The sequence below is a fragment of the Streptomyces sp. NPDC093064 genome (assembly GCF_044754605.1).
In the GTDB taxonomy this organism is placed as follows: domain Bacteria; phylum Actinomycetota; class Actinomycetes; order Streptomycetales; family Streptomycetaceae; genus Streptomyces.
Map to the genome: position 1 here is coordinate 68780 of NZ_JBIVPK010000015.1, position 19790 is coordinate 88569.

Annotated in this window: 22 protein-coding genes; 17 read left to right on the forward strand and 5 right to left on the reverse strand. The window is 70.1% G+C overall.

Annotation, left to right across the window (positions count from 1 at the left end):
* Window positions 1-226: 226 nt before the first annotated feature.
* The 3 genes from ACIQFZ_RS19910 (at window position 227) to ACIQFZ_RS19920 (ending at window position 2768) form a co-directional block, all read left to right on the forward strand.
* Complete coding sequence (locus tag ACIQFZ_RS19910) at window positions 227-1180, forward strand: heme o synthase (RefSeq protein WP_365777007.1); 954 nt, start codon at window positions 227-229, stop codon at window positions 1178-1180.
* A gap of 103 nt (window positions 1181-1283) precedes the next feature.
* Window positions 1284-1616, forward strand: a complete 333-nt coding sequence (locus ACIQFZ_RS19915) for a hypothetical protein (protein ID WP_365423514.1) — start codon at window positions 1284-1286, stop codon at window positions 1614-1616.
* A 96-nt stretch (window positions 1617-1712) separates the two neighbouring features.
* On the forward strand, window positions 1713-2768 hold the full coding sequence (locus tag ACIQFZ_RS19920) for an amidohydrolase (protein ID WP_402691798.1): 1056 nt from the start codon (window positions 1713-1715) through the stop codon (window positions 2766-2768).
* Window positions 2769-2872: 104 nt separating this feature from the next.
* On the opposite strand, the gene ACIQFZ_RS19925 is transcribed toward ACIQFZ_RS19920, so the two are convergent.
* From ACIQFZ_RS19925 to ACIQFZ_RS19940, 4 genes are all read right to left on the reverse strand, one after another.
* Entirely contained in the window at window positions 2873-3880 is a 1008-nt protein-coding gene (locus ACIQFZ_RS19925; protein ID WP_365423511.1) for a COX15/CtaA family protein, read from the reverse strand.
* A gap of 45 nt (window positions 3881-3925) precedes the next feature.
* Window positions 3926-4642, reverse strand: a complete 717-nt coding sequence (locus tag ACIQFZ_RS19930; protein WP_365423534.1) for an ABC transporter permease — start codon at window positions 4640-4642, stop codon at window positions 3926-3928.
* A 237-nt stretch (window positions 4643-4879) separates the two neighbouring features.
* On the reverse strand, window positions 4880-5803 hold the full coding sequence (locus tag ACIQFZ_RS19935; protein ID WP_365423508.1) for an ABC transporter ATP-binding protein: 924 nt from the start codon (window positions 5801-5803) through the stop codon (window positions 4880-4882).
* A 31-nt stretch (window positions 5804-5834) separates the two neighbouring features.
* A complete protein-coding gene (locus tag ACIQFZ_RS19940) occupies window positions 5835-6647 on the reverse strand; it encodes an aminoglycoside N(3)-acetyltransferase (protein WP_376651386.1) in 813 nt (270 codons plus the stop codon).
* A gap of 161 nt (window positions 6648-6808) precedes the next feature.
* On the opposite strand from ACIQFZ_RS19940, the gene ACIQFZ_RS19945 reads away from it, so the two are divergent.
* The 14 genes from ACIQFZ_RS19945 (at window position 6809) to ACIQFZ_RS20010 (ending at window position 18607) form a co-directional block, all read left to right on the forward strand.
* Complete coding sequence (locus ACIQFZ_RS19945) at window positions 6809-7579, forward strand: ArsR family transcriptional regulator (protein WP_365423502.1); 771 nt, start codon at window positions 6809-6811, stop codon at window positions 7577-7579.
* Entirely contained in the window at window positions 7576-8997 is a 1422-nt protein-coding gene (gene sufB, locus ACIQFZ_RS19950; protein ID WP_365423499.1) for a Fe-S cluster assembly protein SufB, read from the forward strand. Before ACIQFZ_RS19945 ends, sufB begins: the two co-directional genes overlap by 4 nt.
* Window positions 8998-9077: 80 nt before the next feature.
* Window positions 9078-10298, forward strand: a complete 1221-nt coding sequence (sufD, locus tag ACIQFZ_RS19955; protein ID WP_365423496.1) for a Fe-S cluster assembly protein SufD — start codon at window positions 9078-9080, stop codon at window positions 10296-10298.
* On the forward strand, window positions 10295-10618 hold the full coding sequence (locus tag ACIQFZ_RS19960) for a non-heme iron oxygenase ferredoxin subunit (RefSeq protein ID WP_141362056.1): 324 nt from the start codon (window positions 10295-10297) through the stop codon (window positions 10616-10618). Before sufD ends, ACIQFZ_RS19960 begins: the two co-directional genes overlap by 4 nt.
* A 7-nt stretch (window positions 10619-10625) precedes the next feature.
* Window positions 10626-11390 carry a Fe-S cluster assembly ATPase SufC gene (gene sufC, locus ACIQFZ_RS19965; protein WP_361411354.1) on the forward strand — a complete coding sequence of 255 codons (765 nt, stop codon included), beginning with the start codon at window positions 10626-10628 and terminating at the stop codon, window positions 11388-11390.
* Window positions 11387-12643, forward strand: coding sequence for a cysteine desulfurase (locus ACIQFZ_RS19970; protein ID WP_383057372.1), 1257 nt, complete (start codon window positions 11387-11389; stop codon window positions 12641-12643). The genes sufC and ACIQFZ_RS19970 overlap by 4 nt, the downstream gene beginning before the upstream one ends.
* 16 nt (window positions 12644-12659) lie before the next feature.
* Window positions 12660-13127, forward strand: coding sequence for a Fe-S cluster assembly sulfur transfer protein SufU (sufU, locus tag ACIQFZ_RS19975; RefSeq protein WP_376402341.1), 468 nt, complete (start codon window positions 12660-12662; stop codon window positions 13125-13127).
* Window positions 13124-13456 (forward strand): metal-sulfur cluster assembly factor, encoded by a 333-nt coding sequence (locus tag ACIQFZ_RS19980; RefSeq protein ID WP_100569477.1) that lies wholly within the window; start codon window positions 13124-13126, stop codon window positions 13454-13456. The genes sufU and ACIQFZ_RS19980 overlap by 4 nt, the downstream gene beginning before the upstream one ends.
* Before the next feature lie 217 nt (window positions 13457-13673).
* The gene (locus ACIQFZ_RS19985) at window positions 13674-13994 is read left to right on the forward strand and encodes a multidrug efflux SMR transporter (RefSeq protein WP_361411349.1); all 321 of its coding nucleotides are present in this window, start codon (window positions 13674-13676) and stop codon (window positions 13992-13994) included.
* A complete protein-coding gene (locus ACIQFZ_RS19990) occupies window positions 13994-14545 on the forward strand; it encodes a TetR family transcriptional regulator (RefSeq protein WP_365423485.1) in 552 nt (183 codons plus the stop codon). The genes ACIQFZ_RS19985 and ACIQFZ_RS19990 overlap by 1 nt, the downstream gene beginning before the upstream one ends.
* 113 nt (window positions 14546-14658) lie before the next feature.
* The gene (gene dapD / locus ACIQFZ_RS19995) at window positions 14659-15648 is read left to right on the forward strand and encodes a 2,3,4,5-tetrahydropyridine-2,6-dicarboxylate N-succinyltransferase (RefSeq protein ID WP_361411345.1); all 990 of its coding nucleotides are present in this window, start codon (window positions 14659-14661) and stop codon (window positions 15646-15648) included.
* 207 nt (window positions 15649-15855) lie between these two features.
* Window positions 15856-16410, forward strand: a complete 555-nt coding sequence (locus ACIQFZ_RS20000; protein ID WP_402691799.1) for a hypothetical protein — start codon at window positions 15856-15858, stop codon at window positions 16408-16410.
* Window positions 16411-16705: 295 nt separating this feature from the next.
* A complete protein-coding gene (locus tag ACIQFZ_RS20005; RefSeq protein WP_402691800.1) occupies window positions 16706-17629 on the forward strand; it encodes a carbohydrate kinase family protein in 924 nt (307 codons plus the stop codon).
* A gap of 798 nt (window positions 17630-18427) precedes the next feature.
* Window positions 18428-18607 (forward strand): hypothetical protein, encoded by a 180-nt coding sequence (locus ACIQFZ_RS20010; protein WP_402691801.1) that lies wholly within the window; start codon window positions 18428-18430, stop codon window positions 18605-18607.
* 263 nt (window positions 18608-18870) lie between these two features.
* Here ACIQFZ_RS20010 and dapA read toward each other — a convergent pair whose 3' ends face one another.
* Window positions 18871-19776: a 4-hydroxy-tetrahydrodipicolinate synthase gene (dapA, locus tag ACIQFZ_RS20015; protein ID WP_402691802.1), complete on the reverse strand. Its 906-nt coding sequence runs from the start codon at window positions 19774-19776 to the stop codon at window positions 18871-18873.
* Window positions 19777-19790 lie beyond the last annotated feature (14 nt).

Below are 19790 nucleotides of genomic sequence, written 5' to 3' on the forward strand. Positions count from 1 at the left end.
TCTCGGAGATCCGCCTCCCCGCTGGTCGGAATCGCATTCGGCACATGAATACGGAGCTGCTCATTCGATCGCTCAGTCGAGCCGGATCGCGCCCTTCCGGAGGGCCTCGCCAACACGACCCGACCCCCGCGAATGTCCGGGTCTGGGCAACGTCTACAGTGGCGTGGTACGCGCGAGTCCTCACCGTCGGTTCACACGGGCGGCTCGCTGGGAGTCTCTGTCAGGGGTGTGCGTGACGGCCGTCGAATCCCGTCCAGCGGGGGTACTCGGTGCGAGCCAGAGCCCGAGTCACCGGCCGTTCGGGGCCCGTGTCAAGGCGTTTGTGGCGCTGACCAAGCCGCGGATCATCGAACTGCTGCTGATCACCACCGTTCCGGTGATGTTCCTGGCGCAGCGGGGCGTGCCCGACCTGGGGCTGGTCCTGCTCACCTGTGTCGGCGGCTACCTGTCCGCGGGCGGCGCCAACGCGCTGAACATGTACATCGACCGCGACATCGACGCGCTCATGGACCGCACCTCCCAGCGCCCGCTGGTCACCGGCATGGTCAGCCCGCGTGAGTGCCTGGCCTTCGGCATCGCGCTGGCGGTCGTCTCCACGCTGCTGTTCGGCCTCACCGTCAATTGGCTGTCCGCGTGGCTGTCGCTCGGAGCGCTCCTCTTCTACGTCGTCGTCTACACGATGATCCTCAAGCGCCGTACGTCGCAGAACATCGTGTGGGGCGGCATCGCCGGCTGCCTGCCGGTGCTGATCGGCTGGTCCTCGGTCACCAACTCGATGTCCTGGGCGCCCGTCATCCTCTTCCTCGTCATGTTCTTCTGGACGCCGCCGCACTACTGGCCGCTGTCCATGAAGGTGAAGGACGACTACGCGCGCGTGGGCGTGCCGATGCTGCCGGTCGTCGCCTCCAACAAGGTGGTCGCCCGCCAGATCGTGCTCTACAGCTGGGTGATGGTAGGGGTCTCGCTGCTGCTGACCCCGCTCGGCTACACCGGCTGGTTCTACACGGTGGTGGCGCTGGCGGCGGGCGGCTGGTGGCTGTGGGAGGCGCACGCGCTGCAGAACCGGGCCAAGGCCGAGGCGAGCGGCGCGAAGCTGAAGGAGATGCGGCTGTTCCACTGGTCCATCACCTATGTGTCGCTGCTGTTCGTGGCGGTGGCGGTGGATCCGTTCCTGCGCTGACCCCGCGTACGGGTCGTAGCGGTTTCCCCCGGGCGGGGTGCGTGGTCAAGGCCACGCACCCCGCCCGTCGCCGTTTGATCTACTCGTGGGTAGCATCCTGGCCATGGCAGACACGCAGCAGGTTGACCCCAAGGCCGAGCGCAGGGCCGCCCGCCTCGCCCGGCGGATCGGCTCCTTCTCCAAGGCCCACGGAGGCGCTGAGGGACAGGTCGCGTACCTCGGGGAGCGCGGCGCCAGGATCGTCCTGGTCGGCGAGGACGGCACCTGGGGCGACCTCGTGGCCCCGACGTACGCCATCGCCGAGCAGGCGGTGGAGAAGTCCGGGATCACCGTCCACGAGGCGTTCGACGGCGAGTTCGCGGCCAAGGTGCGGACGGGCCCGTACGAGTGGACCCGTATGGCGGGCCTCCAACTGGGCGGCCCGTCCAACGGCTGACCGGATCCGGACGACCCGGGTCAGCCCCAACACCTGACGGCCGGTTCACCCGTTAGGGCCTGACGGAGGCAGTGGGCCCAGCGTCGGGAGAGCCGGATGATCGAAACGCCGTCCCTCGTGGATCAGCACTGCCACGGGGTCCTGAGAACGGAGCTGGGCCTCGGCACCTTCGAGGCCCGGCTGGCCCGCACCGAGGGCTCGCCCGCGCCGGGCACCACGCTCTTCGACACCCAGACCGGCTTCGCCCTGCGCCGCTGGTGTCCGCCGCTGCTCGGCCTGGAACCGCACTGCCCGCCCGCGCGCTATCTCGCCCGGCGCCGGGATCTCGGCGTGCTGGAGGCCGGCCGCCGCCTGCTGCGCGGCCGCGGCATCACCACCTACCTCGTCGACACGGGGCTGCGGGGCGACCTGACCGGGCCCGGCGAGATGGCGGCCGCGGGCGACGCGGCCGCACACGAGATCGTGCGCCTGGAACCGCTCGCCGAGCAGGTCGCCGACACCTCCGGCACCGTCGATTCGTTCCTCACCAACCTCGCCGAGGCGGTGCACGGCGCCGCCGCGCACGCCGTCGCCTTCACCTCCGTGGCCGGCGTACGGCACGGGCCGGCGCTCGCGCCGGAGCCGCCCGGCCCGGGGGAGGTGCGGCGCGCGGCGGGCCGCTGGCTGGCAGGGCGGCGGGCCGGCGGGGAACTGAGCGATCCGGTGCTGCTGCGGCACCTGTTGTGGATCGCGGTGGCCTGCGGACGGCCGCTCCAGCTGCACGCGGGGCCCGGCGGGCCGGGCTCAGCCGGTACGGATCCGCTGCCGCTGACGGACTTCGTCCGGGCGACGGCGGGACTGGGCACGGATCTCGTCCTGCTGTACGGCCATCCGTACCACCGCCACGCCGCCCACCTCGCCGGCCTCTTCCCGCACGTCTACGCCGACTCGGGCGCCGCACTGGCCCGCACCGGCACCCGCGCCGCGACGGTCTCCAGCGGTGCACATGGGCTGCCAGAGCTGCATGTGGCGGGCGCACACCTGTTCAGGGAGTCCCTGGAGAGGGTGCTCGGGGGGTGGGTCGCCGAGGGCGCATGGTGCCCCGCCGACGCACAGCGCGTGGCGGCGATGGTCGCGGCGGAGAACGCGATGCGGGTGTACGGGCTGGGGTGAATCCCCGGCTGAACTTCGGTTGGACCCCGGCGCGGCCCGGATTCAGGCCTGGCCGGCCTTCGGCAGCCCGGCTCCGTGCCTGGCTGACCCCCGGCGGTCCGGCCTCAGGCCTTCGCCAGCGTCGCCTCGGTGGCGGGTCCCGGCAGGTCGGCGACCGCCTCCGGCCGCTCGCGCAGCGACAGCAGCACGCGCAGCACCCAGATCCACATGACGCACGAGCCCAGCATGTGCAGGCCGACCAGGACCTCGGGCAGGTGCGTGAAGGACTGGACATAGCCGATGGCGCCCTGGCCCAGCAGGATCAGGAACAGCTCGCGGGTCCGCGCCAGCGGGCCCCGCGGCGCGTCGACGGCCTTGAGGATGAACCACAGGGCGAACGTCAGCGTGATCACGATCCACGCCAGCACGGCGTGCAGCTTGGCGACCGTCTGCCAGTCGATCGGGATACGGGAGACCTCCTGGGAGTCGCCCGCGTGCGGACCGGCGCCCGTGACCACCGTGCCCACCGCGATCAGCAGCACGCTCGCGAGGACCAGGAACCACACCAGCTGCCGGATCGGCTTGCCGACCAGCGGGCGCGGCTCGGCATCACCCTCGCGGGTGCGCTGCCACATCACCGTGGCGACCGCGATCAGCGCCGAGGAGAGCAGGAAGTGCGCCGCGACTGTGTACGGGTTCAGGCCGACGAGGACGACGATGCCGCCGAGCACCGCGTTGCCCATGACCACCCAGAACTGCGCCCAGCCCAGCCGGGTGAGGCCCCGCCGCCACGGCTTCTGGGCGCGCGCGGCGACGATCGCCCAGCCCACGGCGGCGCACAGCACGTACGTCAGCATCCGGTTGCCGAACTCGATCACGCCGTGCACACCCATCTCGCGGGTGGTGGTCAGCGAGTCGTCCGTGCAGGTGGGCCAGGTCGGGCAGCCGAGGCCCGAGCCGGTCAGGCGGACGGCGCCGCCGGTGACGACGATGACCACCGCCATCACCAGCGCGGAGAGGGCCGCCCGCTGGACGGTCCTCGGATGCGGGGTCCAGCGTTCGGCGATGAAGGCGAGCGGGTTGCGCGCGGCGGACACGGCGTCGGCGCGGGTCAGGTTTGGCACGCGATCCATCGTAGGCGTCCGCTTGTGCACCGTTTCACGAGGGTCCATCGCGCCCTACTCCCAGCGGAAGAACTTCCCGGCGGCCGCGAGCCCCGCCACCGCCCAGACGGCGAGGACCGCCAGGTTGCCCCACGGCATCCCGGCACCGTGCTGGAGCACGTCCCGCAGTCCGCCGGAGAGCGCCGAGATGGGCAGCAGGCCGAGCACGTCCTGGGCGGCCTGCGGGAACTTGTCCAGCGGGACGACCACCCCGCCGCCGACGAGCAGCAGCAGGAAGACAAGGTTGGCGGCGGCCAGCGTGGCCTCCGCCTTCAGGGTCCCCGCCATCAGCAGGCCCAGCCCGGAGAAGGCGGCCGTGCCGAGGACCATCAGCAGGAGCACGGCGAACGGGTTGCCGCGCGGCGACCAGCCGAGCGCGAACGCGATCACGGTCAGCAGCACGACCTGAAGCACCTCGGTGACCAGCACCGACACCGTCTTGGCGGTCATCAGCCCCCAGCGCGGCAGCGGCGAGGCGGCCAGCCGCTTCAGCACGCCGTAGCGCCGCTCGAAGCCGGTCGCGATGGCCTGCCCGGTGAACGCGGTCGACATCACGGCGAGCGCCAGGACGCCGGGGGTGAGGAAGTCCACGGCCCTGCCCGCGCCGGTGTCGACGATGTCCACGGAGCTGAACAGCACCAGCAGCAGCGTGGGGATGACGACGGTGAGCAGCAGCTGCTCACCGTTGCGCAGCAGCATCTTCGTCTCCAGCGCCGCCTGCGCCGCGATCATGCGGGTCAGCGGGGACGCGCCGGGCTTCGGGGCGTAGGTACCGGTGGCGGTGGTCACGAGCGCAGCTCCTTGCCGGTCAGCTCCAGGCTGTGTTTTCCCGGGGGGCAACCCCCGGACCCCCGGCCTTGCTCCGTGTGAACCGGATTCATGAGCGCAGCTCCTTGCCGGTCAGCTCCAGGCTGTGTTGTCCCGGGGGGCAACCCCCGGACCCCCGGCCTTGCTCCGTGTGAACCGGATTCATGAGCGCAGCTCCTTGCCGGTCAGCTCCAGAAAGACATCCTCCAGGGTGTGCCGCTCCACGGAGATGCGGTCCGGCATCACGCCGTGCTGGGCGCACCAGGACGTCACGGTCGCGAGCAGCTGCGGGTCGACCTTGCCGACGACGCGGTAGGAGCCCGGGGTCAGCTCGGCGGCCGAGGAGTCGGCGGGCAGTGCCTTGAGGAGGGAGGCGACGTCGAGTCCCGGGCGGCCGGTGAAGCGCAGGGTGTTCTCGGCGCCACCGCGGCACAGCTCCTCCGGGGAGCCCTGGGCGATGACCCGGCCGGCGTCGATGATCGCGACGTCGTCGGAGAGCCGCTCGGCCTCCTCCATGTAGTGCGTGGTGAGAATCACCGAGACGCCGTCGGCGCGCAGGTCGCGCACCAGGTCCCAGGTGGCCCGGCGGGCCTGCGGGTCGAGTCCGGCGGTCGGCTCGTCGAGGAAGACCAGTTCGGGCCGGCCGACGACGGCCATGGCGAGTGCGAGCCGCTGCTGCTGGCCGCCGGACAGCCGGCGGTAGGAGGTCCGCCCGCAGCCGCCGAGCCCGAGCCGTTCTATGAGGGCGTCGACGTCCAGCGGGTGGGCGTGCAGCTTGGCGACGTGGCGCAGCATCTCGTCGGCCCGGGCGCCGGAGTACACGCCACCGGACTGGAGCATCACGCCGATACGGGGTCTGAGCTGCGCGGACTGTCTCACGGGGTCGAGGCCCAGGACGCGTACCGTGCCGGAATCCGGCCGCCGGTACCCCTCGCAGGTCTCGACCGTCGTCGTCTTGCCCGCCCCGTTGGGACCCAGCACGGCGGTCACGCCCGCCCGGGCCACCAGGTCGAGGCCGTCCACCGCGGTCTTCGCGCCATACCGCTTCACCAAGGCCTGGACCTGGACCACGGGCTCACTTCGCATGAGGCCAAAGTCTAGGTACGCGCCGGACGGCTCAGGCGGCCGGGTGCGGGAAGTCGTCCTCCCGGGGCCGGTGCACCGCGAGCCACCGCTCCGCGTACGCCACCGCGTCCGCCACGGGGAACAGCCGCGACCGGGCGGCGCCCACCGTCCCGCGGACCACCGGCCGGTCGCGTTCGAAGTCGTGTCCGAGGTCGTCGAACCGCTCGGAGGTGATGGACACGTCGGTGACGACCTCCCAGCCGTGCGGCCCCGGCCGGCCCACCTGGACGAGCGGCGCGGGGATCCGGTACTCGGCCAGGTGGAAGCAGGTGCAGGAGTCGTATCCGGCGCCCAGCAGCAGTACCCGGGCACCGAGCGCCTCCAGCCGGGCGAGCGGGCTGCGCTCGCCCAACCGGCAGTCGGTTGCGTGCCCGTCGACGATCCCGGCGGCGCGGGGGCCGATCGCCGCGAACGAGGTCTGCGGGTGCGCGCTGCGCAGAGCGCCCGGCCAGGTGCGCACGGTCTCCGGGATCACTCCGACCCCGAAGGCGGGGGTGATGCGGGGGTCGTAGGCGGGCATCGTGGCCCGGATGGTGTCCCACCATTTTTCGGGCACCGGCGGTCTGCTCCACCATGCCGGGTCGGAGAGGTCGCCGGAGTGGGTGGGGACCACGAGCGTGCCGTCGGGCCCGAGCGCGTCGAGCAGTCCCCGGACGACCGTGACCGGGCCGCCGCAGACCCAGCCGAGCGATCTGAGGGAGGAGTGGACGAGGAGGGTCTCGCCGGGGCGTACGCCGAGGTCACGCAGCTCTTCGGCGATCGTGTCCCGGGTGACGAGCGGGCCGGCCGGCGGGGGTGTGGGCATGGCCGGGCAGTCTGGCGCATCGCCCCGGCGGGTGCCACCCGTTTGATCGGTCGGAGATCGTTTCCGCAGGTGGGATTAGGTTTGCCTAAGTGATGCAGGGCACCGCCCGGGCGGACCAGCGCCGCTTGTCAGGTCTCGAGGAATTACGCAACAATGGCGTTGTGAAAAACGTCGGCGAGGCTCGGGAGACCCTCACGGGGGCTCCGCAGGAGGAGTTCGCGGCCGGGGTGCGCTCGGATCGTTCCACGCGCAACCGGGTCGTGCGGTCCATCCTGGACCACGGCCCGTCGACCGTCGCCGAGCTGGCCGGCCGGCTGGGGCTCACCCAGGCCGCCGTACGCCGCCACCTGGACGCGCTGGCCGCCGACGACGTGGTGGCGGCGCGGGAGCAGCGGGTGTACGGCGCGCGGACGCGCGGCCGGCCCGCCAAGGTCTTCGCGCTCACCGACTGCGGGCGGGACGCCTTCGACCAGTCGTACGACAAGCTCGCCGCGGACGCGCTCCGCTGGATCGCCGAGCGGGAGGGCGGGCCGGAGGCGGTCGCCGCCTTCGCCCGGGCCCGGATCGCCGCGCAGGCGGGCGCGTACCGCGAGGCGATCGAGGCCGTCACCCCCGACCAGCGCACCGAAGCACTGGCCAAGGCCCTGAGCGTGGACGGGTACGCTGCTACGGCGCGCGACGCGCCCCTCCCGCAGCGGGGTGAGCAGCTCTGCCAGCACCACTGCCCGGTCGCCCACGTCGCGGAGCAGTTCCCGCAGCTGTGCGAGGCGGAGACGGAGATCTTCGCCGAGCTGCTGGGTACTCACGTCCAGCGACTGGCGACCATCGCGCACGGCGACGGCGTCTGCACGACGTTCATCCCCAAGATTTCCCAGACCGATCACCAAAGCCACAACGCATCCGCAAGCACGGCCGGGAGGAACCCCGCATGACTCTCCCCACGGAGACTGCCCACCCCGAACTCGAGGGCCTGGGCAACTACGAATACGGCTGGGCCGACTCCGACACGGCCGGTGCCTCTGCCAGGCGCGGTCTGAACGAGGAGGTCGTCCGCGACATCTCGGCGAAGAAGTCTGAGCCGGAGTGGATGACCAAGCTGCGCTTGAAGGGCCTGCGGCTCTTCGAGAAGAAGCCCATGCCGAACTGGGGCTCGGACCTGTCGGGGATCGACTTCGACAACATCAAGTACTTCGTGCGCTCCACGGAGAAGCAGGCGGAGTCCTGGGAGGACCTGCCCGAGGACATCAAGAACACGTACGACAAGCTCGGCATCCCCGAGGCGGAGAAGCAGCGCCTCGTCGCCGGTGTCGCGGCCCAGTACGAGTCGGAGGTCGTCTACCACCAGATCCGCGAGGACCTGGAGGAGCAGGGCGTCATCTTCCTCGACACCGACACCGCCCTGAAGGAGCACCCGGAGCTCTTCAAGGAGTACTTCGGGACCGTCATCCCCGTCGGTGACAACAAGTTCGCCTCGCTGAACACCGCCGTGTGGTCCGGCGGCTCCTTCATCTACGTCCCGCCGGGCGTCCACGTGGAGATCCCGCTCCAGGCCTACTTCCGCATCAACACGGAGAACATGGGCCAGTTCGAGCGGACCCTGATCATCGTCGACGAGGGTGCCTACGTGCACTACGTCGAGGGCTGCACCGCCCCGATCTACAAGAGCGACTCCCTGCACAGCGCGGTCGTCGAGATCATCGTCAAGAAGAACGCCCGTTGCCGTTACACGACCATCCAGAACTGGTCGAACAACGTCTACAACCTGGTCACCAAGCGCGCCGTGGCCTACGAGGGCGCGACCATGGAGTGGATCGACGGCAACATCGGCTCCAAGGTGACGATGAAGTACCCGGCCGTCTACCTGATGGGCGAGCACGCCAAGGGCGAGACCCTGTCGATCGCCTTCGCGGGCGAGGGCCAGCACCAGGACGCCGGTTCCAAGATGGTCCACATGGCGCCGAACACCTCGTCCAACATCGTCTCCAAGTCGGTGGCGCGCGGCGGCGGCCGTACCTCGTACCGCGGCCTGGTCGAGATCGGCGAGGGCGCCGCGGGCTCCAAGTCCAACGTGCTCTGCGACGCGCTGCTCGTGGACACGATCTCCCGCTCCGACACGTACCCCTACGTGGACGTCCGCGAGGACGACGTGTCCATGGGCCACGAGGCGACCGTCTCCAAGGTCTCCGAGGACCAGCTCTTCTACCTGATGAGCCGTGGCCTCTCCGAGTTCGAGGCGATGGCGATGATCGTGCGCGGCTTCGTCGAGCCGATCGCCAAGGAGCTGCCCATGGAGTACGCGCTGGAGCTCAACCGGCTGATCGAGCTGCAGATGGAGGGCGCGGTCGGTTAAGCACCGACCCGGGCCGGCGAACCGCCGGCCCGTAGTCCGCCGTCGAGCCCATACGCAAGAAAGCGAGCAATACGACAGCCATGGCTGAGGCCCAGAACTCCCCCACCCTCGGATCCGCTCGGGCGGGGGGACCCCCATCGGTCGGTTCCACGACCGCCGGCCAGATCGCGGTCGCCGCCGAGTCGACCGTCGCCACGCGCATGAGCGCGCCGCCCTCGTTCGACGTGGCGGACTTCCCGGTCCCGCACGGCCGCGAGGAGGAGTGGCGCTTCACCCCGCTGGAGCGGCTGCGCGGTCTGCACGACGGCACCGCGACCGCCACCGGTGAGGGCGTCAAGGTGGACGTCCAGGCTCCCGACGGCGTCACCGTCGAGACCGTCGGCCGCGACGACGCGCGGCTCGGCAAGGCCGGCACCCCGGTGGACCGCGTCGCCGCCCAGGCCTACTCCGCCTTCGAGAAGGCCTCGGTCGTGAGCGTCCCCAAGGAGGCCGTTCTGACCGAGCCGATCCGCATCGCGGTGCACGGCGAGGGCGGGGTCGCCTACGGCCACCAGGTCATCGAGCTCGGGGCCTTCGCCGAGGCCGTCGTCGTCATCGACCACACCGGTGACGCGGTGCTCGCCGCCAACGTCGACTACCTGCTCGGCGACGGCGCCAAGCTGACCGTCGTCTCCATCCAGGACTGGGACGACAAGGCCGTGCACGTCGCCCAACACAACACGCTGATCGGCCGGGACGCCTCCTTCAAGTCGGTCGTCGTCACCTTCGGTGGCGACGTGGTCCGCCTGAACCCGCGCGTGACCTACGCCGGCCCCGGCGGCGAGGCCGAGCTGTACGGCCTGTACTTCACCGACGCCGGCCAGCACCAGGAGCACCGCCTGCTGGTCACCCACAACACCCCGCACTGCAAGTCGAACGTCGCCTACAAGGGCGCCCTCCAAGGCGACGAGGCGCACGCGGTGTGGATCGGCGACGTGCTGATCGAGGCCAAGGCCGAGGGCACGGACACCTACGAGATGAACCGCAACCTGGTGCTGACCGACGGCGCCCGGGTCGACTCCGTGCCGAACCTGGAGATCGAGACCGGTGAGATCGTCGGCGCCGGCCACGCCTCCGCGACCGGCCGCTTCGACGACGAGCAGCTCTTCTACCTGATGGCCCGCGGCATCCCGGAGCAGGAGGCCCGCCGTCTGGTGGTCCGCGGCTTCTTCGCCGAGCTGGTCCAGCAGATCGGTGTCACGGACATCGAGGAGCGCCTCATCGCCAAGATCGAGGAGGAGCTCGAGGCGGCGGTCGCATGAGCGGCGCATTCGTACGCGTCTGTGGGCTGAGCGAGCTGGAGGAGGACACCCCGAAGCGGGTGGAACTCGACGGCACGCCGGTCTCGGTCGTGAAGACCGAGGGGGAGGTGTTCGCCATCTACGACATCTGCTCGCACGCGAACGTCTCGCTCTCCGAGGGCGAGGTGGAGGACTGCCAGATCGAATGCTGGCTGCACGGCTCCAGCTTCGACCTCCGCACCGGCAAACCGTCCGGCCTTCCCGCGACGCGCCCTGTCCCCGTATACCCCGTAAAGATCGAAGGGGACGACGTGCTCGTCTCCCTCACCCAGGAGTCCTGAGGCACCCATGGCAACGCTTGAAATCCGAGACCTGCACGTCACCGTCGAGGCCGACAACGCCACGAAGGAGATCCTCAAGGGCGTCGACCTCACCGTGAAGCAGGGCGAGACGCACGCCATCATGGGCCCCAACGGCTCGGGCAAGTCGACCCTCGCCTACGCCCTCGCGGGCCACCCCAAGTACACCGTGTCCGGCGGCTCCGTCACCCTCGACGGTGAGGACGTCCTGGAGATGTCCGTCGACGAGCGCGCCCGCGCGGGCCTGTTCCTGGCGATGCAGTACCCGGTCGAGGTCCCCGGCGTCTCGGTCTCCAACTTCCTCCGCTCCTCCGCCACCGCCATCCGCGGCGAGGCGCCGAAGCTGCGCACCTGGGTGAAGGAGGTCAAGGAGGCCATGCAACGGCTCTCCATGGACCCGGCCTTCGCCGAGCGCAACGTGAACGAGGGCTTCTCCGGCGGTGAGAAGAAGCGGCACGAGATCCTCCAGCTCGAGCTGCTCAAGCCGAAGATCGCGGTCCTCGACGAGACCGACTCCGGCCTCGACGTCGACGCCCTGCGCATCGTGTCGGAGGGCGTGAACAGGGTCCGCGAGAGCGGCCAGGTCGGCACCCTGCTGATCACCCACTACACGCGCATCCTGCGCTACATCAAGCCCGACCACGTCCACGTGTTCGCCGGCGGCCGGATCGTCGAGTCCGGCGGCGCCGCGCTCGCGGACAAGCTGGAGAACGAGGGCTACGAGGCATACGTGAAGGGTGGCGCATCCGCGTGACACAGCTGCCGGGCCTCCTCGACACAGAGGCGATCCGCAAGGACTTCCCCGTCCTGGACCGGCTGGTCCACGACGGCAGGAAGCTCGTGTACCTGGACAACGCGGCGACCTCGCAGAAACCGCGCCAGGTGCTGGACGCCCTGAGCGAGTACTACGAGCGCTACAACGCCAACGTCCACCGCGGTGTGCATGTGCTCGCCGAGGAGGCCACGGCGCTGTACGAGGGCGCGCGCGACAAGGTCGCCGCGTTCATCAACGCACCGAGCCGCGACGAGGTGATCTTCACCAAGAACGCCTCCGAGTCGCTCAACCTCGTGGCGAACATGCTCGGCTGGGCCGACGAGCCCTACCGGGTGGACCACGAGACCGAGATCGTCATCACGGAGATGGAGCACCACTCCAACATCGTTCCCTGGCAGCTGCTGGCGCAGCGCACGGGCGCGAAGCTGAAGTGGTTCGGCCTTACCGACGACGGCCGCCTCGACCTGTCCAACATCGACGAGGTCATCACCGAGAAGACGAAGATCGTCTCCTTCGTGCTGGTGTCCAACATCCTCGGCACCGTGAATCCGGTCGAGGCGATAGTCCGCCGCGCGCAGGAGGTCGGCGCGCTGGTGTGCATCGACGCGTCGCAGGCCGCGCCGCACATGCCGCTGGACGTACAGGCCCTCCAGGCCGACTTCGTGGCCTTCACCGGCCACAAGATGTGCGGCCCGACCGGCATCGGCGTGCTCTGGGGCCGCCAGGAACTGCTGGAGGACCTGCCTCCGTTCCTCGGCGGCGGCGAGATGATCGAGACGGTGTCGATGCACTCGTCGACGTACGCCCCCGCCCCGCACAAGTTCGAGGCGGGCACGCCGCCGATCGCGCAGGCGGTCGGTCTGGGCGCGGCGATCGACTACCTGAACTCGATCGGGATGGACAAGGTCCTCGCCCACGAGCACGCGCTCACCGAGTACGCGGTGCGGCGGCTGGCGGAGGTCCCCGACCTGAGGATCATCGGCCCGACCACGGCCGAGGACCGGGGCGCGGCGATCTCCTTCACGCTCGGTGACATCCACCCGCACGACGTGGGCCAGGTCCTCGACGAGCAAGGCATCGCGGTGCGTGTGGGCCACCACTGCGCGCGGCCGGTGTGCCTGCGGTACGGAATTCCTGCGACCACGCGAGCGTCGTTCTATCTGTACTCCACGCCGGCCGAGATCGACGCTCTGGTCGAAGGCCTGGAGCACGTACGGAACTTCTTCGGCTGACGGGACGAGCGATCGCATGAAGCTGGACTCGATGTACCAGGAAGTCATCCTGGACCACTACAAGCACCCGCACGGGCGTGGTCTGAGGGATGGCGACGCCGAGGTGCACCATGTGAACCCGACGTGCGGCGACGAGATCACCCTCCGAGTGAAGTACGACGGCACGACGATCAAGGACGTCTCGTACGAGGGCCAGGGCTGCTCGATCAGCCAGGCCTCGGCCTCCGTACTGAACGAACTGCTCGTCGGCAGGGAGCTGGCCGAGGCGCAGAAGATCCAGGAGACCTTCCTGGAGCTGATGCAGTCCAAGGGCCGGATCGAGCCCGACGACGCGATGGAGGACGTCCTGGAGGACGCGGTGGCGTTCGCCGGGGTGTCCAAGTACCCGGCCCGGGTGAAGTGCGCCCTGTTGAGCTGGATGGCCTGGAAGGACGCGACGGCCCAGGCGCTGGGCGGCGCCGACGCCGAAAGGAAGACCGCATGAGCGAGACCGTGGAGATGAAGCCGGCCTCGGAGGAGGAGCTCCGTGAGGCCCTGATGGACGTCGTGGACCCCGAGCTGGGTATCGACGTCGTCAACCTCGGCCTGATCTACGGCATCCACGTCGACGAGTCGAACATCGCGACCATCGACATGACCCTGACGTCCGCGGCCTGCCCGCTCACCGACGTCATCGAGGACCAGGCCAAGTCCGCCACGGACGGCCTCGTCAACGAGCTGCGCATCAACTGGGTCTGGATGCCGCCGTGGGGCCCCGACAAGATCACGGACGACGGCCGCGAGCAGCTGCGGGCGCTCGGCTTCAACGTCTGAGATCCACGAGCGCACGACGAAACGGCGAGGTCCCCCGAAGGGCCTCGCCGTTTCGGCATTCGCTCGCGGGGGCCTGCGCCCTCTACGCAGTCGGTATGGCGCTGTTGCCGGTGCCCGAGGTGGTGCATTCGTCGATCTTCAGCAGTCCCGGGATAGCAGAAGCCCGCATGGACCCCGATGTGTACGGCCGTACACATCGGCGGATACGCTCGCCCTCATGGGATACGTGATGCTCGTCGGTGCCATCGCCGCGGAAGTCGCGGCCACGACGGCCATGAAGTACAGCGAAGGCTTCAGCAGGTTCGGGCCCTCGCTGGTGACCGTCGTCGGGTACGTCCTCTCCTTCGTGCTGCTCGCCCAGACCCTGCGGACCGTGGCCATCGGCACGGCCTACGCGATCTGGTCCGGCATCGGCACCGCGGCCGTCGCCGCGCTCGGCCTGGTGCTGTTCGGGGAGGGGATGAGCCTCGCCAAGGTCGCCGGGATCGTCCTGATCATCGGCGGAGTGGTCGTCCTCAGCCTGGGCGGGGCCCACTGATGGCCCGGCGGCACGACCCCGAGCGACGGCAGCGGATCATCGACGCGGCGCTCCGCGTGGTGGGCGCCAAGGGCCTCGCCGGGCTGACCCACCGCACGGTGGCCGCGGAGGCGGACGTACCGCTGGGCTCCACCACGTACCACTTCCGGACCCTGGACGAGCTGATGGTCGCCGCCCTCGGGCAGGCCAGCGACGGCTTCGCCAAGGTGATCGCCGCGCGCGGCGGTCTGGACGACCCGCGCACCGACCTCGCGGAGGCGCTCGCGGGCTGGATGGGGGAGTGGCTGTCCGGTGACCGCACCGGGGTGGAGCTGGAGTACGAGCTGTACCTCGCCGCCCTGCGCCGGCCGGCGCTTCGTCCCGTCGCCGCCGAGTGGGCCGAGGACGTCGCGACCCTGCTCTCCCGCCGCACCGACCCGACCACCGCCCGCGCCCTGGTGGCCCTGATGGACGGCATCTGCCTTCAGGTGCTGCTGACCGGAACCCCGTACGACGAGAGCTACGCGCGCGAGATGCTGACGCGGATGATCCCGCCGTCCGCGGACACCTGAGAGGGAGGCGGCGCACCCAGCGCGCCGCCTCCCGCGCGGGCCTCTGACCGGCACATGAGACGCCCATGGCACCGGTTCGCCGGTGCGCGCCGCCTCACGTTAGGTTTCCTTCTATGACCGACACGACTGCTCCCCGCACCACCGGCGCCGTGGCCGCCGGACTCGCCACGATCGCCGCCGACGGCACCGTTCTCGACACCTGGTTCCCCGCCCCCGAGCTGACGGACCAGCCCGGCCCGGCCGGCAGCGAGCGGCTGTCCGCCGAGCGGGCCGCGGAGCTGCTCGGCGACGGCGCCACCGCGGCGATCGGGCCGGACGCGCGCCGGGGCGTCGAGGTGGTCGCGGTCCGCACGGTCATCGCCTCGCTCGACGAGAAGCCGATCGACGCGCACGACGTCTACCTGCGTCTGCACCTGCTCTCGCACCGGCTGGTCAAGCCGCACGGCCAGAGCCTGGACGGTATCTTCGGCCACCTCGCCAACGTCGCCTGGACCTCGCTCGGCCCGGTCGCCGTCGACGACATCGAGAAGGTGCGGCTCAACGCCCGGGCCGAGGGCCTGCACCTCCAGGTGACCTCGATCGACAAGTTCCCGCGCATGACCGACTACGTCGTCCCGAAGGGCGTCCGCATCGCCGACGCCGACCGGGTGCGGCTCGGCGCGCACCTCGCCGAGGGCACCACCGTGATGCACGAGGGCTTCGTGAACTTCAACGCGGGCACCCTCGGCACCTCCATGGTCGAGGGCCGCATCTCCGCGGGCGTCGTGGTCGGCGACGGCTCCGACATCGGCGGCGGCGCCTCCACCATGGGCACGCTCTCCGGCGGCGGCAACGTGATCATCGCCATCGGCGAGCGCTGCCTGGTCGGCGCCGAGGCGGGCGTGGGTATCGCGCTCGGCGACGAGTGCGTGGTCGAGGCCGGTCTGTACGTCACCGCCGGCACCCGTGTGACGATGCCCGACGGCCAGATCGTGAAGGCGCGCGAACTGTCCGGCGCCTCCAACATCCTCTTCCGCCGCAACTCGGTCACCGGCGCCGTCGAGGCCCGCCCGAACAACGCGGTCTGGGGCGGCCTGAACGAGATCCTGCACAGCCACAACTGATTGTCGGCGGCCGTGACCTGCGGCCACCGAATCGATCAACGTCTTGACCTGCTGTCGAGCTGTCGGCATCTGTCGGCGTTGGTCATCGCTGAGCGCCCTTCCACGGCCCCAGGACGGCCCGGGAGGGCGCTCGTACGTTGGGCGAGATCAGCCCTGAGCACCGCATGAGGAGTTCAGGTCGACTGCACCGTGCGAGGGGGGAAGGCTGTGGGCACCTACCGGCAGACGGTCGTGGACCTGGACGCCTCAGCGGAGGAGGCGGTTGCGTGGGGTCAGCGTGGCAGGAACTGGTTGGAGGCGGAAGGCTTCATCCGTCCGGTGCCGTGGCAGGACGGTGGGGCGTATCTGGCCGGGCCGCGCTGGCGGGAGGCCGTCGACCTGGCTCCCTGGGACTGGCGTGCCCGGATCAAGGAGTTGGAGGAGGAGCCCGGCGACGAGCTGCAGGTCGTTACGGGTCGTACGGTCTTCTTCGCCGGCCAGGGCGATTCCCCTTCCGCGATCTGCCCCCGCTGCCGAAGCGCCACCACCGCCTGGTCCGGCGCGGCCATCGACACCTGGTACTCCACGGGCGCCGCCGATCTTGACTGCCCGGCTTGCGCTCATCGCACGCCACTTCCCGACTGGGAGTGGGCCAGCGACTACTTCGCCTTCGCCCACCTGGGCTTCCAGTTCGTCGACTGGCCGCCCCTTCACCCGCACTTCACAGCCGTCTTCGGACGGGTGCTGGGCCACCGTATCCGAGTGGTCACGGGGAAGATCTGAGAACCACATTTGGGGCGCACGAACCTGTAAGAAACACCCCATCTTGCCGTAACTCTGCTTCACTGATCGGCACCTGCGCCGGTACCCGAAGCACCGTCTCTGAGTAGGAGGAAGAGCCGTCGGCAACTGTCGTCGTCGGCCGCCCTCGGACGGCCCACAGACGGCCCGGCTCAGGGTCCCTAAAAGCCAGGGCTCCGTGTCAGCCTCTGGCCCGGGCACGGCGGAGCGTGTCGACGAGCGGGGCCGGGTAGGTACCTGACTCCGGCCCGACGAGGACACGACGAGGGGACCCGGCATGACGGCCACGGCCCTGTTCTGCGGAGACATCGCCTTCGATGTGGCGTTGCGCGTTCCCCACCACCCCGACGCAGACCAGAAGACGCACGCGTTCGAGAACCTGGTGAGCGCCGGTGGAGTGGCCGCGAACTCGGCGGTCGCCTGCGCCCGACAGGGCGTCGCCACGGCTCTGCTCGCCGTCGTGGGAGACGATGTGCTCGGCGCCTACGCGACGGAGTTCCTCGCGGCGAAGGGCGTTGACGTCATGGGAGTCACCACGACGCCGGGCATGACCGCGGTCTCCGTGTGCACGCTCGCCGACGACGGGGAGAAGCGGCTCGTCTACACCTCGTCCGTGTCGCAGTATCCGCCGCCGGAGCGGCTGCGCGACGCCGACCTAGACGGCGTCGACTGGATCCACACCTCGTGTCTGCACCCGGGGGCCGCCGCGGTGCTCGCGGAGCGGGCACGGGCCACCAGCATCAGGATGTCGATCGACCTGGAGCCCGCCGCGCTCGCGCACGGTACGGAAGCCCTCGCTCCGGCCCTGCACGGGGCGGAGGTCGTCTTCCTCAACGAGCAGGCCACTGAATCGATAGGCGACTTACGCACCTTCTCCGCTCGGCACCGTCTGAAGTCGGTGGTCTGCACCCGGGGCTTACGAGGGGCAGCGCTGATGACCAGTTCCGGCCGGATCGCCGTCGCGCCACCGCCCGCGGAACGGATCGTCGACACCACCGGCGCCGGCGACTGCCTGGCCGGCGTCTACATCGCACGCTCCCTGTCCGGCGCGGACCCGCTCGCGGCGCTGCGGGCCGCGGTGGCATCGGCGACCTCCGCCTGCGGCCACCTCGGCGCACAGGGCGGCTACCCGGACAGGAAGACGACGGACGAGCTCGTCGCCGAAGGCTGGCCCGAAGGGCTGGGGCCTAAGAGCCTCTAGCGCCACCGGCTGGATCCACCCATGGGAGCGAGGCCGGGCCCTGCGCCCTGTGGCCCACGGCTCGGCCACATCCTTTCGGGGAGTGGCTTCTTCTGTATCTGCGTGTTCTTCCTCATGGCGTCGGACGGTGGCTCGCTGTTGGGAGGTATCTCGCTGGAACTGCTCCTAGTGGGGATCGTCCTCTTCTTGATCGGAACTGTCCTGCGCAGCGTGGCCACCTTCCCGCACCGCTAGGTCGGATCGCGAGTGTCCGCAGACCCCCGTCCAGATGGCACCCTGAGGTCGGTGGAGTCTCAATGGCCGAGTCAAGCCGACGGGGCGCCGCCCATCGATTGTCTCGGACTCATCGCAAGTCGCGGACCCGCCAATTCTGCCCGGACTCTGCGGTCGGGTTCTGGAACCGAGGTTGACCTTGGCCGCCTCGACTCCCGACCCCCAGCTCCCGGCCCGCCCGTAACGGCCTCGCAACGAATCCACCCCACTCAGGGTGCCGAAGCCAGAGGACAGGGCATCGTGAGGGTGAGCGGTACGAGTCGGTGCCGTGTGGATCCGTAGAGATCCGATCTCAGGGAGTGGTGGCCATGTGCGCCTTCCGGAAACGAATGGACTGCAGTCCCCCGTGAGCTAGCCGGGACCAGCCACTGCCTCTGCCCTGTTCGGATGCGGCACCGCGGATACGGATACACCGTTCCAGCCGCTACGCCGTTCCATCCGACCGGTGTCCTTCTTCCGCTGGTTGGTTTCCCGGCAGCCCCGAAGTTGCCCCGTCAACTCTGGCCTGCCATCGGAGGAACCGCCGTGACCACGATCATCCTGCAACTCGCCGCCGGAACGCCCCAGGTCCTGCTCGCCATCATCGTCGTCCTCGCCATCACCTTCCTGCTCGCCCTCACCATCGCCACACGGGGAACCGGCCCGACAGAACGAGCAGCGGTCTTACGCGCCTTCGCACAACTCATCCCTCTACGCCGCAGATAGCGCCCCCGAGGCCAAGAGAAAGCCCAGGTCAGCGAAACGCTGACCTGGGCTTTCGGCGGAGCCGCCTTCGGGAGTCGAACCCGACCTACGCATTACGAGTTGTCCGATCTTGGTCCGGGGGTGTCCGCAGGTATCCGCGAAACGGGCTTCGGCCCTGACTAGAGCGTCTACCGGACCCCAGCGAACAGAAACGGTGGGACACGGAACGAGTGGCAACTGCGACCACAACTGACGTCACCTCAAGACGCGGACGTGCGTGGGGATCACGCCGCCCGCAGTCGTTCGTACGCTGCCCGCAGCCCGTCGGTCGTCTTGCGGTCGGCGGGGCACAGGGGGGCGCGGACCGGGCCTGCGGGCAGGTCCAGGTCGTTCAGCAGGGCCTTGACGGTGACCGTGCCGGGCAGGCCGGCGGACATCGTCGACTCGATCAGTTCGGTGGCCTGTTGCTGGAGCCGGGCGGCCCGGGCGGTGTCGCCCGCGTCGAACGCGTCGAGGATCGAGCGCAGTCGGCGCGGGACGAGGTTCGCGACCGTGCTGACGTATCCGGTGCCGCCCACCGCGTACAGCGCGAGGATGTGTTCCTCGCAGCCCGCGTAGTACGCCAACTCGGTGCGGGACAGAACCTTCTGGGTGCCGAGGAAGTCGTACGAGCAGTCCTTGACCGCCACGATCCGGGGGTGCGCGGCCAGCCGCAGCATGGTGTCCGGCTCGATGCGCGTGCCGGTGCGGCCGGGAATGTCGTAGAGCACCACCGGCAGCCCGGAGGCGTCCGCCACCGTGCGGAAGTGCTCCTCCACAGCGTCCTGCGGCGGCCTGCTGTAGTACGGCGTCACCACCAGCACCCCGTCGGCGCCCGCCTTCTCGGCGTCCAGCGCCAACTCGACGGTGTGCCGGGTGTCGGCGGTGCCCACGCCCGCCACGATCGAGGCGCGCTCCCCGACCGCCTCGCGAACGGCCCGGACCAGCGCCGACTTCTCGGCGTCCGTCGTGGTCGGCGACTCGCCCGTCGTACCGCTGAGCACGAGGCCGTCGCAGCCCTCGGTCACCAGCCGGTCGGCGAGCCGCTGGGCACCGTCGAGGTCGAGCGCGCCCGAGTCGGTGAAGGGCGTGATCATGGCGCACAGGGCGCGGCCGAAGGGAGGGGCGGGAGTGGCTGTGGTCGTCGTCATGGAAGCAGTGTCGA

Excerpts from the sequence above, each read along its gene's own strand:
- ACIQFZ_RS19915 (WP_365423514.1), top strand. The coding sequence starts at position 1,284 with ATGGCAGACACGCAGCAGGTTGACCCCAAGGCCGAGCGCAGGGCCGCC.
- dapD (WP_361411345.1), top strand. The coding sequence starts at position 14,659 with ATGACCGACACGACTGCTCCCCGCACCACCGGCGCCGTGGCCGCCGGA.
- ACIQFZ_RS19920 (WP_402691798.1), top strand. The coding sequence starts at position 1,713 with ATGATCGAAACGCCGTCCCTCGTGGATCAGCACTGCCACGGGGTCCTG.
- ACIQFZ_RS19985 (WP_361411349.1), top strand. The coding sequence starts at position 13,674 with ATGGGATACGTGATGCTCGTCGGTGCCATCGCCGCGGAAGTCGCGGCC.
- ACIQFZ_RS19925 (WP_365423511.1), bottom strand. The coding sequence starts at position 3,880 with ATGGATCGCGTGCCAAACCTGACCCGCGCCGACGCCGTGTCCGCCGCG.
- sufB (WP_365423499.1), top strand. The coding sequence starts at position 7,576 with ATGACTCTCCCCACGGAGACTGCCCACCCCGAACTCGAGGGCCTGGGC.
- dapA (WP_402691802.1), bottom strand. The coding sequence starts at position 19,776 with ATGACGACGACCACAGCCACTCCCGCCCCTCCCTTCGGCCGCGCCCTG.
- sufC (WP_361411354.1), top strand. The coding sequence starts at position 10,626 with ATGGCAACGCTTGAAATCCGAGACCTGCACGTCACCGTCGAGGCCGAC.
- sufD (WP_365423496.1), top strand. The coding sequence starts at position 9,078 with ATGGCTGAGGCCCAGAACTCCCCCACCCTCGGATCCGCTCGGGCGGGG.
- ACIQFZ_RS19980 (WP_100569477.1), top strand. The coding sequence starts at position 13,124 with ATGAGCGAGACCGTGGAGATGAAGCCGGCCTCGGAGGAGGAGCTCCGT.
- ACIQFZ_RS19960 (WP_141362056.1), top strand. The coding sequence starts at position 10,295 with ATGAGCGGCGCATTCGTACGCGTCTGTGGGCTGAGCGAGCTGGAGGAG.
- ACIQFZ_RS20005 (WP_402691800.1), top strand. The coding sequence starts at position 16,706 with ATGACGGCCACGGCCCTGTTCTGCGGAGACATCGCCTTCGATGTGGCG.
- ACIQFZ_RS19990 (WP_365423485.1), top strand. The coding sequence starts at position 13,994 with ATGGCCCGGCGGCACGACCCCGAGCGACGGCAGCGGATCATCGACGCG.
- sufU (WP_376402341.1), top strand. The coding sequence starts at position 12,660 with ATGAAGCTGGACTCGATGTACCAGGAAGTCATCCTGGACCACTACAAG.
- ACIQFZ_RS19930 (WP_365423534.1), bottom strand. The coding sequence starts at position 4,642 with ATGATCGCGGCGCAGGCGGCGCTGGAGACGAAGATGCTGCTGCGCAAC.
- ACIQFZ_RS19935 (WP_365423508.1), bottom strand. The coding sequence starts at position 5,803 with ATGCGAAGTGAGCCCGTGGTCCAGGTCCAGGCCTTGGTGAAGCGGTAT.
- ACIQFZ_RS19940 (WP_376651386.1), bottom strand. The coding sequence starts at position 6,647 with ATGCCCACACCCCCGCCGGCCGGCCCGCTCGTCACCCGGGACACGATC.